At 64.2% G+C, this 15,431-nt stretch carries 12 protein-coding genes and 1 pseudogene; 5 read left to right on the top strand and 8 right to left on the bottom strand.

The genetic code is table 11. From position 1 onward, the window contains the following. Window positions 1-12: 12 nt before the first annotated feature. The 4 genes from CH266_RS03805 to CH266_RS03790 are packed head-to-tail and all read right to left on the bottom strand — an operon-like array spanning window position 13 to window position 3,487. The gene (locus CH266_RS03805; protein ID WP_052053756.1) at window positions 13-1,071 is read right to left on the bottom strand and encodes a GGDEF domain-containing protein; all 1,059 of its coding nucleotides are present in this window, start codon (window positions 1,069-1,071) and stop codon (window positions 13-15) included. 49 nt (window positions 1,072-1,120) lie between these two features. Continuing rightward, a complete protein-coding gene (locus CH266_RS03800; RefSeq protein WP_027496150.1) occupies window positions 1,121-1,654 on the bottom strand; it encodes a DUF6924 domain-containing protein in 534 nt (177 codons plus the stop codon). Window positions 1,655-1,696: 42 nt separating this feature from the next. Continuing rightward, window positions 1,697-2,647, bottom strand: a complete 951-nt coding sequence (locus CH266_RS03795; RefSeq protein ID WP_094714749.1) for an alpha/beta hydrolase — start codon at window positions 2,645-2,647, stop codon at window positions 1,697-1,699. A gap of 45 nt (window positions 2,648-2,692) precedes the next feature. Next, a complete protein-coding gene (locus tag CH266_RS03790) occupies window positions 2,693-3,487 on the bottom strand; it encodes an SDR family NAD(P)-dependent oxidoreductase (protein WP_094714815.1) in 795 nt (264 codons plus the stop codon). Window positions 3,488-3,566: 79 nt separating this feature from the next. Here CH266_RS03790 and CH266_RS03785 point away from each other — a divergent pair, with 79 nt between their 5' ends. Continuing rightward, the gene (locus CH266_RS03785; protein WP_032368845.1) at window positions 3,567-4,133 is read left to right on the top strand and encodes a TetR/AcrR family transcriptional regulator; all 567 of its coding nucleotides are present in this window, start codon (window positions 3,567-3,569) and stop codon (window positions 4,131-4,133) included. Window positions 4,134-4,793: 660 nt separating this feature from the next. Here CH266_RS03785 and CH266_RS03780 read toward each other — a convergent pair. From CH266_RS03780 to CH266_RS03770, 3 genes and pseudogenes are all read right to left on the bottom strand, one after another. Further along, window positions 4,794-6,191: pseudogene (locus CH266_RS03780) on the bottom strand (LLM class flavin-dependent oxidoreductase); the annotation flags it as partial. Window positions 6,192-6,260: 69 nt separating this feature from the next. Continuing rightward, complete coding sequence (locus CH266_RS03775; RefSeq protein WP_032368847.1) at window positions 6,261-6,548, bottom strand: hypothetical protein; 288 nt, start codon at window positions 6,546-6,548, stop codon at window positions 6,261-6,263. 101 nt (window positions 6,549-6,649) lie between these two features. Beyond that, window positions 6,650-9,247, bottom strand: a complete 2,598-nt coding sequence (locus CH266_RS03770) for an AMP-binding protein (RefSeq protein ID WP_080731056.1) — start codon at window positions 9,245-9,247, stop codon at window positions 6,650-6,652. Window positions 9,248-9,381: 134 nt separating this feature from the next. On the opposite strand from CH266_RS03770, the gene CH266_RS03765 reads away from it, so the two are divergent. The 4 genes from CH266_RS03765 to CH266_RS03750 all read left to right on the top strand — a co-directional run bounded on the left by CH266_RS03765 (window position 9,382) and on the right by CH266_RS03750 (window position 13,910). Beyond that, complete coding sequence (locus CH266_RS03765; protein WP_032385566.1) at window positions 9,382-10,041, top strand: response regulator transcription factor; 660 nt, start codon at window positions 9,382-9,384, stop codon at window positions 10,039-10,041. A 1-nt stretch (window position 10,042) separates the two neighbouring features. Further along, the gene (locus CH266_RS03760; RefSeq protein WP_255175833.1) at window positions 10,043-11,458 is read left to right on the top strand and encodes a sensor histidine kinase; all 1,416 of its coding nucleotides are present in this window, start codon (window positions 10,043-10,045) and stop codon (window positions 11,456-11,458) included. Between the two features lie 123 nt (window positions 11,459-11,581). Beyond that, window positions 11,582-12,946, top strand: coding sequence for an MFS transporter (locus CH266_RS03755; RefSeq protein WP_032372988.1), 1,365 nt, complete (start codon window positions 11,582-11,584; stop codon window positions 12,944-12,946). Between the two features lie 25 nt (window positions 12,947-12,971). Beyond that, window positions 12,972-13,910 carry a TAXI family TRAP transporter solute-binding subunit gene (locus tag CH266_RS03750; protein WP_081371416.1) on the top strand — a complete coding sequence of 313 codons (939 nt, stop codon included), beginning with the start codon at window positions 12,972-12,974 and terminating at the stop codon, window positions 13,908-13,910. An 18-nt stretch (window positions 13,911-13,928) separates the two neighbouring features. Here the strand turns inward: CH266_RS03750 and araA are convergent, their stop codons facing one another. Further along, window positions 13,929-15,413, bottom strand: a complete 1,485-nt coding sequence (gene araA / locus CH266_RS03745; protein WP_176456999.1) for an L-arabinose isomerase — start codon at window positions 15,411-15,413, stop codon at window positions 13,929-13,931. Window positions 15,414-15,431: the final 18 nt, after the last annotated feature.

Here is a 15,431-nt window from a genome sequence, read left to right as displayed (position 1 = left end):
CGTACGCCGTCGTCAGTGAACGATATCGCCGGGCGGACGCGCAAGAGCGACGCAATTGCGGCCGTTGCGTTTCGCGCGATACAAAGCCTCGTCGGCGGCGGCGAGTGTTCGGTCGAACACGGTGCGGGTGGAGCGTGGATCCACCTGTGGCAGTGCGGCACCGACGCTGACGGTGATCGGGATGTCGTCCGCGACGTTATGGACGGCCTGCCGAAGGCGCTCGGCGAATTCGCCGAGCGTCGGTGTCGGATCCGGGACGAGGACGACGAATTCGTCGCCGCCCAGTCGTGAGACCGCCGCGTGTCGCCCGGCGCTCATGGTCAATCGCATTGCCGTCAGCCTCAATGCGACATCGCCCGCGGAGTGGCCGTGGTGGTCGTTGACGGCTTTGAAGTGGTCGATATCGATCAGCACCAAGGCCGGGCGAACGGGGTCGTTGCCGGCACCGACTGCTCTGGCTTCCAGGCCTCGCCGGTTGAGCACTCCGGTCAGTGGGTCGGTCATCGCGTCGGACAGATGAACCCGAGAGGAGTGCAGTACTGCTCGTGAGAACGCCGACAGCAGCGTGACAGCGCCGTTGATCACCGTGATGGCCACCACGACTCGTAGGACGACCGATACGGTGTCGGTAGGGGTTGTCGCCAATGCTGATGCTCCGAGTACGAGCATGTACACCGTGCTCCACACGACGTGGAACCAGATCACTTTCGGTCGAGCGAAGTGCGCGGCGTACGCACCGACCAGTGCGAGAAGCATCGCACCCTGAAGCGCTGCAAGAGGATCAGCGTAGGTTGCCGTCACCACGGTGACACCGAGTTCGCAATACACGACGAACCAGTTGTTGACGGGTGCGCGGCGAGACCACCAGTCCATCCCGAATTCGGCCTTGCTCATGATCCGGGCGACGGGAATCGTGCTGATGCACACGGCGTAGGTCAGTACGGTGCCGAGCCCTTCCGTGGGGCCGTCCTGCGTGAACGTGGTGCCGATGCCGAGCAACCCGAACAGCAGAGTCTGAACGACGACCCCCGTCCGCAGCAGCGGGTCGGGTGTCTCGTCGTTCGCCCGCATGCCGGCCGGTCGCTCGGTGGGCGCACGTCTTGCCGGTGAGTCCCGATGTCTACCCACCGAAACCGTCTCGTGTCATGTCCGATCGCCAGCGCAGACTGGCTCGGACTGCCTCCCCGACACGGTCGGCGAGGTCGGCGGCGAGTGGCTCGGAGTGGTGAAACGTAGGCGCCTGTTTCGGTTTCGGCAACCGGGCCGGTTCGAGCTTCGGTGCATGCCCGTCGATGCCCAACCGGAAGGCACTGTCCGGAGCCATCCGAGTCGAGGGTATGCGTTCGGCGTTGCGCGGAACCGCCGAACAGTCGATGGTGAGCAGCGTTCGATCCGGGCGCGCGAACGTCTGCTTGTCGGCAAGCGCGACATACAGTCCGTCGTTCGCCTCGGCGCGCGTCGCCAGTCGTGCGACGACCCGTCGAATGCGCTGCTGGCACTGTGTTCGGTCCGACGACACGACCAGCTCGGCACCCGGGACGGAAGATCGTGTGCTGCGCGCCGACTCCGTCAAGGACGTCCAGATTGCGTCGTCGTCCTCACCGAAATATGTTCGCAACAGCCAGAGTTCGGAGCTGCTCGCGCCGTCGGGCATGGTGATCCAATCCGAGAACTGTGGGGTGCACCGAACGTGCGGTCAGGCGGAGGGGACAGCCCGGAGTTGCACGGGCACAGTATCGGCGAGGAAGGTCAGCTGATCTCCGATCACCGAGGAGAACAGCGGCTCCACGTACGGGTCGAAATGACCGCCTTCGTAGGTTCGAACCGTCGCACCGCGAACTTTCGCCGCGGCGCGTTGTGCGACGGATGCCGGGGTCACTGTGTCTTCGGACGCAATCTGCACCAAAGTGGGGCAGTCGATACGTGACATCGTTCTCCCGGGGGAGTAGCGCCAGATCTTCAGAAGGATTCGTGCAGCGACGGTTTCGGGGTAGTCGCCGTCGGACAGTCCGGACTCGAGGACGAGACGGTCACGCCCCTTCATCGCGTCGGGCGAGACCATCACGGCTCGTTGGCCGGGTAGTCCGACGCTGTCGACGTAGCGCGGCGATCGGCCGAGGACAGCGCGCACAGCGTCGGACATGGCGGCCGGTGCCAGCCGCACAGCCTGTCGCAATCCGGTTGCGCGAACGGCAGCAATGCCGTCGATGTGGGGTACCTGGGCGATGACGGCTGCGAATCGAACCCCGTTGCCCGCCAACGTCAGTACGTGGCCACCGGCGAACGACGTACCCCAGCCGACGACCCGATTGTCGTCGACTCCGTCCAATGAGCGAGCGAAGTCGACGGCGTTTCGCCAGTCGATGAGCTGTTCGTTCACGTCCAACAGCTGGCGCGGTTCGCCCTCGCTGTCCCCGAAGAACCGGTAGTCGAAGACGCACACCACGTAACCGGCCGCGACGAAACGCTCCGCGTAGGCGTACAGGCGCATGGCTCGGGGACTGCCGAACCCGTGGGCCATGACAATCACCGGCAGACGGTCGGAGGCCGGGCTGCTCGGCCGGAAAACCGTAGCAGCGCAACGAACTCCGTTCGAGTGGAATGACGTCTCGGTACGGGTGAAACCGGTGTGGTCGTCGGTGATCATGCGATTGTTCCTCTGTTCAGCAAAGACTGTATGGATCGAAACTCGTTACTTGAAGGGATTGAGTGTCCGGCCGAGGTAGTACCCGATACGTGTCGGAATCGGTTTGGCTGCAACAGCAGTCGCTTTGTTGACCAACCCGGGCACGCACACCGGAGTGCCGTTCTCGACCGCGCGCCATCCCTCGCGGACGACGTCCTCGGGGTTCTGCCACAGGATAGAGGGGAGCTTGGATGTGGCCGCCTCCCTGGTTCCCATGACATCGTGGAACTCGCTGTGCGTGAAGCCCGGGCAGAGCGCGGTGACGTGAATGCCGTGGGGACGCAGCTCCATGTCGAGTGACTGCGACACGTCGAGTACGTAGGACTTGATGCCGGTGTACAGCAGACTGGCTGCGGGCGGAAGGAGGGCCGCCAGCGACGAGAGGTTGACGATGCGTCCGTATCCTCGCTCTTTCATGCCAGGAACAGTGAGGTGAGCAAGTTCGGTCACCGCCGTGATCATCACCTGGATCTCCGCGGCCAGCGACTCGAATGGAGCGTCGGCGAACTTCGAATTCCCCGACATTCCAGCATTGTTGACGAGTATGTCGATGTCGACACCCAGGGCTCGCGTGCGCTCCATGATTGCGCGGGGAGCGTCGCGATCGGCCAGGTCGGCGGCCACCACGTCGCACCGCACGCTGTGGCGCGTGGTGAGCTCGTTTGCCAGTGCAGTCAACCGATCCTCGCGACGGGCTACCAGAACGAGGTTGTGTCCCTCGGCGGCGAGGTGACGGGCGAAGGCCGCGCCGATGCCTGCGGATGCGCCGGTGATCAGGGCTGTGCGTCCGGTGTTCGGCATCTGCCACGTCTCCATCTCTTGAACGGTCATCAAGAACGGTAGCAGTGTCTTGAATGGCATTCAAGATAAACTCCGGGACATGCCCAAGAATCGCGGACTGCACGACAGGGAGAGCAAGCGCGACGACATCGTCGCCGCTGCCCGCGAGATGTTCGTATCCGACGGTTTCGAGCGCGCATCGATCAGCCGTCTGGCGAAAGCTGTCGGGATCACCCCGAACACCGTGTACTGGTACTTCGACGACAAGGACGACATCCTGGTCGCAGTGCTGACCGCTATCGCGGCCGAGGACGCGGCAGATTATGCGACCGTCGCGGATCGATCCCTGGCCGACCGTTTGGTCTGGCTCGTGGAGCAACTGCAGAGGGTGGGCCCTCTGGTATCGACGGTGCACGACCGAGTTACCAAGTCGGCAGCAATCGAGCACTGGCACAACGGTTTCCACCACTTCGCGGAATCGTTGTTCGCTTCCGATATCGAGAAGGCTGGACTGTCCGGGTCCGAAGCCGATGCGATGCTGCGCATCGGGACGTTCGTCGTGGAGGGATTGCTGACGCACGCCCCGGCTCCGGAGGTCGTCCGTTCGGTGATCGATCGATTGGTCGCGACCATACCGCCTGTTTCTCGTACCAGCTCTACCGAATGACTCTGGTGCGCTGTGGATCTCGTGGTCAGTCGGTCAGCAGGCCGATCTCGGCAACTGTCAGGTCGGTCCGCGGGTCCCGCCACACGGCCGTTCCGTCGCGCACCACCGGCAGGAGTAGTCGCTTCTCCTGGATCGGCCACTGAATGAACGGGTGATAGGCATTCGGAAGCCTGCCATTCCATCGCTTCAGGCCGGCATACGAGCGCGCTGGGGCGATACCGAATTATGTTCGGCCGCCCCGCAGACCCGCGGCCCTGAAACCCGGTGCTCCCCCTCGAAGAACAGTAGGTGAGATGAGCCGCTGACGTCCGTGGATCAGACCGTCAACAGGGATTTGACTGCGAGCAGGTCCACCTGACGGATGGTCGGCGGCTCGGCCAGAAGCTCCTGCTGGCGTTCGCGAAGCGACTTCACGATGCTGCCGTGCAGGTGGTCTTGGCGTCCGTCCTCGTCGGGGAACGTGTCGTAGATCGCGAACGTGTTCTCGCTCAACTTGATTGCATACCAGGTTGTGGTGCCCGGCTCGTCGAGTGCGTGGGTGTGCATCTCGGTGAGCCAGTTTTCCAGGGCGTCTGCCGTGTCGGGTTTGGCGGTGAGGGTGACCAGGAGTCCGACATTGCGGGGTGCGACACGAATGGTCGTCGGCGGGGCCGGACGGGGACCCGTCGTCGCGGCGGGCCGAAATGCCGCGCCGGGATGGTCGTCACGCAGACGCGGCTGCCCCAGCACCAGTTCACGCAGGGAGGTGGCCTCGGTGCGGTTGGTGTCGGGAATCAAGCCGCGGCGACGGAGTTCGGGGGTGATCAATTCACCGAAGTCGCGGAACGTCTCGAAGTTGGTGACGCGAGCGATGTTGAAGCCGTCGACATCGGCGATCTCGATCCACTCCTCGAAGTGATCGACGATCGTCTTCGGTGAGCCCACGATGCTCGCGCTCATGCCGCCCACGCACAGCCACTCCGCCAGTTTGCTTGGTGTCCATACCAATTCGCTGTCGACCCGAGTGAGCATGTCGCTGAACGCACGGATGCCGTCGCCTCGGAACTGGTCCAACGGCTTGTCGGGGTCGGCTCCCGAGAGATCGACTCCGGTCCATCCGCCCCACAGTGCCAGAGCGGCGTCGACCTGGGCGTGCTTCTGAACCTGCAGCAGTTTTTCGTGCGCGGCCTCGTCGGTCTCGGCGACGATGGGGGTGAGCATCATGATGATCTTCAGGCTTCGCGGATCGCGTCCCTGCTCGGCGGCCAACATGCGGTACTGGTCGACGATGGGGCGAACGTCGTGGGGGTTGACTCCGACGAGGAAGACCGCTTCGGCGTGCTTGGCGGCGAACTTGCGCCCCCGGGCCGACGCCCCGGCCTGGAACAAGAACGGCGTGCGTTGCGGGGACGGTTCGCCCAGATGCGCACCGGGAACGGTGAAGTACTTACCGGCATGGTCGATGTCGTGCACCTTGGACGGCTCGGTGTAGACGCCACGAGCGCGGTCGCGCACCACCGCGTCCTCTTCCCACGAGCCCTCCCACAGCTTGTAGCAGACCTCCATGAACTCGTCGGCGATCTCGTACCGTTCGTCGTGCGAGATCTGCTGCGTCAGGCCGAGATTGACTGCTGCGCTCTGCTGGTAGGACGTCACGACGTTCCACGCCACCCGGCCTTTGGTGAGGTGATCGAGTGTCGTCATGGTCTTGGCGAACTTGTACGGCAGCTCGTAGGTGGACGAGACCGTCGCACCGTAACTCAGCGTCTTCGTCGCCGCGGCCATGGCCGAGATCGTCAACAGCGGATCGGCTACTGGCGCCTGTGCAGCGGTACGCAGTGCGGCGTCTCGGTTGCCGCCGTACACGTCGTAGAACCCCAGGACGTTGGCCAGGAAGAGGATGTCGAAACCCGCCGCTTCCAGCGTCTGGGCCAATTTCACCCAGTACTCGATGTCGGTGTAGCGGTGAGTCTGGTCATCGGCGTCGGTCCACATGCCGGGGTTCTGGTGCACCACGCACGCCATGTCGAAAGCGCTCAGTACCAGCTGCTTGCGTGCGGTGTCGGGCCCTGCGTTCATGTTCGGCTCTTTCGATCAGCGGGTCGGAGTACTGGGGTGAACCTGCTGCTCATCGCAGGTCGGTCGACATCAGACCTTGGAGGCGAGCACGTCGAACGACTGCACCGACGGCGCGTGCGCGAGCAGGTCGTCGGACAGTCGGGTGAGCACCGGATGGCCGTCCTGGCCGAGGGGTGGCTGACTCTCGGACGAACCGAAGATCCCGAACTCGGTGTTGGTGATCCGATACGCGTACCACGTCGCGGTCTGCGGATCCCGCGCCACCGATCCGAGTGCTTCGCCCAGGATCGCGGCGACCTCGTCCTGCTTTCCCTCTCGTGCGACCAGGTGGATCAGAGTTCCGTTGTTGAGCGCCATGCGGTGCGACTGTCCTCACTGTTGGGCAGACCGACGTCTACCACGGCTCGAGCATCGTTACCGAAGCTAACCCGTCCGAGTCCGTGCAGCGACGGTTCGAATCACCCTGATTCGAAGCCTGGCCAGCGGTCGCCGAGCGTGCGAAAGCGGCGACTCGAGTCGGCCGATGTCGCGGTGGGGCTCCTCTTGGCCTGTCGAGCGCGGTTCCTGACACGTCTGTGCAGAGCGAGTGCGAGGTCGACCGCCTGCCAGTACAGAATTCCGACGATGATCGACAGAACGAATGCCAGCACGGGGTGGTCGTCGCGGAGTGGCAGGTAGACCTGAAAGTGGGTCAGGTAGATGTAGAGCGAGGCGCTCGCCAACACTCCTGCCACCCGGCTCAACATCATGGGGAATGGAATCGACGACAGCCATACCAACATGCACAGGCCGGCAGTGACGATGACTTCTCGTTGGGTGTCACCGAAGAAAAATCCGGGCACCGTGCCAACGATGGCCGCCGTCACCCACAGCTGCTGCTGGACAGTGTCCGCTTGCGCCGCAGCCCAACCCAAGGCGAACAACCAGAAGACCACCGACGCGGTCAGAATGCGGTTGGGGCTGTCGTCGATGTCGATCAGGCCGTAGCGGGCGACGAGTCCCAGGCCCACGAGTCCCATCGGGAACCAGAACGGGTGACAGCGTTCGAGACGATCGACGAACGGCACGAAAAGCAGAGCAGCTACGGCGAGAACGATGTACACGATCGCTTCGACGAACCAGTACCGCCATTCCGCAGACCACCCGTCCGGGCCGAGGATTCCGTTGAGTAGAAATGCACTGGTGATTCGATAGTCCCCGGTGAGGGCGATGACAGATCCGATCCACAGCATGCTGGGAACGGCTATTCGGGCGACGCTCCTCAGTACACGCCGCAACCGCTCGTTGCGGTCGGCTGCGCCGAGGTGAAAGCGGGCGAAGTTGTAGCCGGCAATTCCGAGTAGTACGTGCGCTCCGCCGAGTACCGCGAACAGGTGAATGTGTGAGCCTACGATCAGAACGATCGCCAGGGCGCGCAGCAGAACGTTCGTCTCCACTCGGCGCCAGCCGCGGCGCCTGCGCGGCCCACGATCCAACTCACGCACCGGTGTGGTGTGCCAGTTCTCGGGGAGATGGCCCAGCATGGCCTCCAGTCGCATGGACATGCGGACGTACGACAAGGAGTCGCCGCCCGAACTCACGAATGTACTGTCGTCGTCCACCTGTGAGCAGTGCAGGATCTCGGCGAACAGCGCCTTCACGTCAGAGGTGGTCGAGACGGCGTCCGACGGGTGCCCGTGCCGGTCCGCGAAGTTCGCAACGGCACGCAGATCGGGTTTGCCGGTGGGCGTTCGCGGCAGTTCGTCGACGAGACACACTCGGACCGCGGCGTCGGGGAGGCTGCTGGTCCGAGCGGCCGTGCGGCGGACCTCGTCGACGTTTCCGCCCTCCACGACGACGACCAGCTCGTCGACACCACCGGTGCAGCACGCCGTCAGCCCGTGCTGTGCGAGTGCGGACTCGACGTGCTGCAGGTCGATACGCAGGCCGAACACCTTCGCGAATCGACTTCGGCGCCCCACCACCTCGTAGAACCCGTCGTCCGTGAGCCGCGCGAGGTCGCCGGTGTGTAGTTCGCCCGCGAGGGTGTCACCGAGGCGGAGGTCGTCGGGACCCTCTGCGTAGCCGAGCATGACGTTCGGCCCGGAGTAGACGAGTTCGCCTGTCCCACTCGGGGAGTCGTCGACTGTCTCCAGGCGAAAGGATCCTCCGGGAATCGGACGGCCGATTGTGTGCGGGTGGGTGGCGGCGAGATCGGATGGCAGATAGGCCATTCGGGCGGTTGCCTCGGTCTGCCCGTACATGACGAACAGGTCCCATCCCCGACGTCGACCCAGCTCGGCATATTTCCGGACGCGATCCGGCGGCATCTTGCCACCGGCCTGCGTGATGTAGCGCAGCTCGGGCAGATCCAGCCCTTCGAACCCCATCCGGTCGAGTAGATCGAAGGTGTACGGCACGCCGGCGAACGTTGTTCCGCGCTGAGTCCGCACGAGGTTCCAGAAGTTGGGATCGGTGACGGAAGAATCGGTCAGAATCAAGGCGGCACCGCGTAGAAGGTGGCTGTGCACGACCGATAACCCGTAGCAGTAGTGCATGGGCAGCGTCGTCACCGCTCGGTCGGTGGCGCGGATGCCGAGATACTCCGCGATCGACTCGGCGTTGGACTGCACGTTTCGGTGCGAGAGTCGGACGAGCTTGGGCGAACCGGTCGAGCCGGACGTGCTGAGCAGCAGCGCGAGGTCGGGGTGCAGGTGATGCCCAGGTTGTCGGTCGTCCTTCTCGATGACGCTGTGGCCGTCGACGGTGCGTACCACCACATCGGGCCGGTAGGCGTCGATCAGCCCGTCGAAGTGGCCGGAACTGTCGCCCGGAGCCAGCAGTACCGGATGCCCGGCCCGCAGCGCCGCCAGATACGTGACGATCACGTCGACGTCGTTGGAACCGGCGATCATCACGAGACAACGCGTCGTCCCGAGTTCCGATACCCGACGCTCGACACGTTCGTCGAGGTCACGGTAGGTAAGCGTCTCGTGTGCCGCGATCAGGGCAGCTTCGTCACCGAAGCGGCCGAGGTCGCGCGCGAAGCGCACACCGGGGCGGTCGAGGTACGTCATCTCGCTGAGCACCGACGGAGTCTATATAAGGAGTGCCGAACCTAACTAGAGGTCCTGTAGTGCTTACATCGCTCGGCATTGTCATGGTCGCTCCACGGGGGCGAGGCGGCCGATCGTGGCCTAATCTCGAGGCGATGCGAATAGCGGTGGTGGAGGACGACGACGGCGTCGGCGACGCGTTGGTGGATGCGCTGACCGAGGTGGGGCACGACCCTGTCCGGATGCGCCGCGGTGCCGACCTGCTGCTCGGGTACCACGGCATGGGTGTCGTTCTCCTCGATCTCGGCTTACCCGACATGGACGGCCTCGAGGCGCTTCGTAAGCTGCGGACCTTGAGTTCGGTGCCCGTGGTGGTGCTGACCGCGCGGGACGACGAGCGGTCGGTGGTCCGAGCTCTGCGCGCGGGCGCGGACGACTACGTCGTCAAGCCCGCTCGATTGGGGGAGTTGCACGCGAGGCTGGAAGTGGCGGCGCGGCGTCGGAGCGCAACGAGTGATGCGGCGGTGGATCGGCTCGAGTTGGGCGACGTGGTCGTCGATCTCGTCGGGCGCAGTGTCGAAGTCGACGGGCGAGACATCGGGCTGACCACCAAAGAGTTCGACCTGCTTGCGCACCTGGCGACCCGACGTGGTGAAGCGGTGAGCCGCGAACAGCTGATGGATGCGATCTGGGGCGATGCGTACGTGGCGATCTCGCGATCGCTCGACGTGCACATGACGACGTTGCGTGCCAAGCTCGGCCGACCCGGGACCATCGCCACGATCCGCGGCTTCGGCTACCGCTGGGACGGCTGACGTGCGGCGCCGGGTTCTCGTGGTGCTGATGGTCTACTCGGCCGTCGTCGTTCTCGCGCTGTCGGTTCCGCTGGGATTGTTGCTGGGGCGCGAACGCGCCCAACGATTCGGTGAGAATCGAGCTGCCGCTGCAACGTACTTCGCGGAACTGAGCTCCCGGGAGGACGAGTCGGGTGATTCTCGAATCCGAGAGTCGGTGCAGCGCTACAACGATCTGTACGGCGAGGGGATCGTGGTGGTCGACCGCACCGGAGCGGTCCGTGCTGCATCGGGTCTGGATACGACGCGCACGGACGTTCAACAGGCGGTGGCCGGTGCCCTGCGCAATCAACGCGGTGGCCTTCCGTCGAGTGTGACGCCGTGGTCGCCGTCGTCGGTACTGGTGGCAGCACCGATCGGTGGGGGAACGCAGGTCGACGGTGCCGTGGTGATTGCAGCCTCCACCGACGCGGCCCGCCGGGATGTGGCGATCGGGTGGGCGGTGATCGCTGTCGGTGCGCTGCTGATCTTGGCCACGGTGGCGCTGATCGCTGCTGCGTTGTCGCGCTGGGTCGTTCGTCCACTGACGTCGTTGTCGATGCGAGTCCAATCGTTCGGCGACGCCTTTCACGATCGCCGGCCTCTCGACGACTCGCCACGTCTCGAGTCGGACGCACACGTCGGTCCGCCCGAGGTTCGAGCGCTCTCGCGTGCGTTCGACGCGATGGCAGACGATGTGGAGAACGCGACCGCTGCGCAGCGTCGTCTGGTGGCCGACACCGCCCATGCATTGCGTAACCCGTTGGCAGCATTACGAATTCGACTGGACGTGTTGGGAATGCGGGTGCCCGAATCGGTCGCCGAAGCGCACCAGCGAACGACACTGGAGGTCGATCGGCTCGACTCCGTCGTCGAGGATCTTCTGGTTCTCGCTGCTGCCGAGACGCCGGTTCTGCATCGCGAGACCGCGTGCGACGTACTGTTCGTGCTCACCGACAGAGTCCGATTCTGGTCGAACGCACTGACAGTGGCCGGGTTGACCGTCCGTGTCGCGGATCCCGACCCGGGAGCCGATCACACTGCTGCGGTACCGGAGGAAGACCTGGTGCGCATGCTCGACGCGATCCTGAGCAACGTGACCAAGTACGCCGGTTCGGGAGCGGATGTCGACATCGACTGCCGAGCCGGCGACGATCACGTCGTGGTGTCGATCACCGACACCGGCCCGGGTGTATCCGCTGCCGAATTACCGATGATCGCGGACCGGTTCTTTCGGGCATCGAGTGCTCACGGGACCGGAACGGGGCTCGGCCTGGCAATAGTCGCGGCCCTGATCGAACGAGTGGGAGGACGCCTCGAGGTCGACGCTCATCGACCGTCCGGTTTGATCGTCCGAATGCTGCTCCCGCGTCACGGCTCGAGCGTGTCCTTGTCCTAAGGGAGTGTTAGGAAACGCGAAACAGCTTGGTTCTCGCTGTGCTGGGGGTCACAGTAGAAGGACTTCGGTTGCCGTCACGCGTTCGGCGACCCACCCGCAAGCTATCTGTGGAAGGACCTGCCCATGGCCAACGAGGCCACTTCGACCGCTGGTTCGTCTCGTGCGAACCCGCCGGTCTCGTCTCCCGCAGCCACCCGCCGCGCCGTCTACAACACACTGCGTGGGTCGTCGGGCAACCTCGTCGAGTGGTACGACGTGTACGTCTACACCGTCTTCGCGACGTATTTCGAAAATCAGTTCTTCGATTCGGCGGACAAGAATTCGACCATCTACGTTTACGGGATCTTCGCGGTCACGTTCCTGATGCGTCCGGTCGGTTCGTGGTTCTTCGGACGCTACGCAGACCGGAACGGTCGCCGAGCTGCACTGACATTCAGTGTCTCGCTGATGGCGGCCTGCTCGATGGTCATCGCGTTCACCCCCGGCCGGGAGAGCATCGGTGTGTGGGCCGCGGTCATTCTGATTCTGTGCCGTCTGGTGCAGGGCTTCGCCACCGGTGGTGAGTACGGAGCGTCGGCGACATACATGTCCGAGGCCGCCACTCGTGAGCGTCGCGGATTCTTCTCCTCGTTCCAGTACGTCACGCTGATCGGTGGCCACGTTCTGGCGCAGGTCACGCTGCTGCTCATGCAGGTCTTCTTCGAGCGGGAGCAGATCGAGGACTTCGGTTGGCGCATAGCGTTCTTCATCGGTGGCGTCGCCGCAGTGGTTGTCTTCTGGCTGCGCCGCAGCATGGACGAGTCCCTGACGAAGGATCAGCTCGAGGCAGTTCGTAGCGGTGCCGATCAGGCGTCCGGATCTCTCAAGGAATTGGTCGGAAAGCATTGGCGCGCTCTGCTGATCTGTTTCATGGTGACCGCCGGTGGCACCATCGCGTTCTACACCTACAGCGTCAACGCACCCTCGATGATCAAGGCAGCGTACGAGGACCGCGGAATGACCGGGACCTGGATCAACCTGTTCGGGCTGATCTTCCTGATGTTGCTGCAGCCCATCGGCGGCTTGATCAGCGACAAGGTGGGACGCAAGCCTCTGCTGGTCTTCTTCGGCGTCGGTGGCGTGCTCTACACCTACGTGCTCATCACGTATCTGCCGTCGGCGACGTCGGTGGTGCAGTCACTGGCGCTGGTCTGCGTCGGCTACGTCATCCTCACCGGCTACACCTCGATCAACGCGATCGTCAAAGCCGAATTGTTCCCCTCACACATCCGCGCCTTGGGAGTCGGCCTCGGTTACGCGCTGGCGAACTCCGCGTTCGGTGGTACCGCTCCGTTGATCTACCAGGCCGCGAAGAACGGTGGGCACGTCGGGTGGTTCATTCTGTACGTGACCGTCGTCATCGGTATCTCGCTCCTGGTGTACATCTTCGTGCTGCGGAACAAGACCGAGACCGTCCTCGACAGGGAGCAGGGCAAGGCCTTCGCCTGACCTATGACGACTTACAGTGAGTGACATGCTCCGGCCCGCTGCGTTGTTCTCTCGAAGAACAGCTCTGCGGGCCGGTGTCGTGTCGCTGACCGCGGCGGCCATGGGAGCCTGCGCCACGGACCCGCCGATGCAACTTCGCCTGGCGGCGGGCGAGGTGGGTGGCTTCTTCTGGGAGTTCTCCGGCCTGCTGTCCGACGCGGCTGCCGGAATGTCGGAGGTCGAGGTAGTGCCGCTCACGACATCCGGTTCTCTCGACAACCTCGACGCCTTGATCTCCGGTCGTGCCGAACTGGCGATGACGCTGATCGACGCCGCATACAGCCACCCGAGTACCGACCTGGCCGCGGTCGGATGTGTCTACGAGAACTACTTTCAGGTCGCTGTGCGGGCCGATTCGACCATCCTCGCAGCGAGCGATCTACGGGGACGACGAGTGAGTACCGGCGCGCCCGGATCGGGGGCGACGGTTCTCTCGCATCGGATCCTCGACGCGGCCGGCGTCTCGGGACCGGATGCAGTTCGTGAAGTTCAATTGTCGATGAAGGCGGCAGCGACCGCGTTGTCCGACAACGAGATCGACGCTGTGATGTGGGCGGGTGGATTGCCGACCCCGGCTTTCGCCGACCCGAGTAGCGAGATCCGGTTGCTCGAATTGGGCAGTCTAGTTCCGAACCTGCGTCGGGCGTTCGGCACCGCGTACGAGGCGGTCCCGGTTCCGGCGAACGTGTACGGCTCGCACCCGGGGGTGACGACCGTCGGAATCCCGAATCTGCTGTTGGCCCACCCCGATGTGCCGAACCGAGTTGTCGCCGCACTGGTGAGCGTTCTGCTCGACCGATCGTCGGCCCTGGTCCCCGGGCAAGCGATCGGCAGCCAATTTCTCGACGCACGCTCACTGGTCATGACGGGCGGTATTCCTCTGCACCCCGGGGCCGAAGAGGAATACCGCGCTCGACACGGTTAGACGGCGGGCACTACCAGCTCACAACCTCGCTGCGAGTCGGTGGTACGCCGCGTTCCATCGGAGAGTCTGCTGGAACCCACGCGTCGTGGTGCCGGAATCGATGGCGAGCAGCTCGACACCGATCATGTCCGAGAATGCCTCCAGCACAGGCAGACCGATGGCGGTACTCAACACCGTGTGGTGGGGTGCGCCTGCGGTCAACCACGATTCGGCCGACACCGACAGTGAGGGCTGCGGTTCCCACACTGCGCATGCCACGGGTAGTTTCGGCAGCGCCTCGTCGGGCTCGACCACGTCGATCACGTTGGCCGTCAATCGGAATCGCTCACCGACGTCGGACAGTCCGACGACGACGCCATGCCCCGGATCGGCCGTGAATCGCAGCCGCACCGGATCCTCGCGGCCGCCGATCGAGAGTGGATGAATTTCCAGTGTCGGACGAGACGTCGTGATGGACGGGCACACCTCCAGCATGTGTGCACCGAGGATCTTCTCCTCACCGGGGACGAGGTGGTAGGTGTAGTCCTCCATGAAGGACGTACCGCCCTCCAGTCCCTCGGCCATGACCTTCATGCCGCGCAACAACATCGACGTCTTCCAGTCGCCCTCGCCGCCGAAGCCGTAACCGTCGGCCATCAGTCGCTGCACCGCCAATCCTGGCAACTGACGCAGGCCGCCGAGGTCCTCGAAATTGGTGGTGAACGCCTTGAACCCGCCGTCGGTGAGGAACTGCCGCATTCCCGCTTCGACGCGTGCGCCGTAGCGGAGGGAGTCGTGACGATCCCCGTCCTTGTCGAGGCTCGGTGAGAGGTCGTAGAGCGACCGATACTCGTCGACTAGTTCCGAGACGTCCGACTCGCTGACGCTGTCGACAACGTCCACGAGATCATTGACGCCGTAGGTGTTCACGGAGACGCCGAAGCGCAGCTGTGCCTCCACCTTGTCGCCTTCGGTCACTGCGACGTCGCGCATGTTGTCGCCGAAGCGGGCCAGTTTCAGCGAACGCAATTCGGCCCGGCCGAGTGCCGCGCGCGCCCACTGTTCCGCCCGCGTCCGTACCGACGGATTGTCGACGTGGCCCGCGATGGTGGTGCGCAGTACGCCGACCCTGGACTCGATGTGCCCGAACTCGCGATCACCGTGCGCAGCCTGGTTCAGATTCATGAACTCCATGTCGATCGTGGACCAGGGCAACGACATTCCGGCCTGCGTGTGCAGGTGCAGCAGTGGAACATCGAGCGCGTCCAGGCCTGCGATCCACATCTTGGCCGGCGAGAAAGTGTGCATCCAGGTGACGACGCCGATGCAGTCCTCGGCGGCGTTGGCCTCCCGCATGCACCGCAGGATCGCGGACGCGTCGAGCAGCACCGGCTTCCAGACGACGGATACCGGTAGTGCGCCGTCGAGTTTGTCTGCGATCTCCCGTGACTGGACTGCTACCTGCTCGAGCGTCTCGGGACCATAGAGGCCTTGGCTGCCGGTGAGAAACCATACTTCGGACATGGAGATGTACCTTCCGTG

The sequence above is a fragment of the Rhodococcus sp. 06-1474-1B genome (assembly GCF_002258885.1).
GTDB lineage: Bacteria > Actinomycetota > Actinomycetes > Mycobacteriales > Mycobacteriaceae > Rhodococcoides > Rhodococcoides fascians.
The sequence above is the reverse complement of the archived record's forward strand: the minus strand, read 5'-3'. Positions and strand labels throughout refer to the sequence as shown.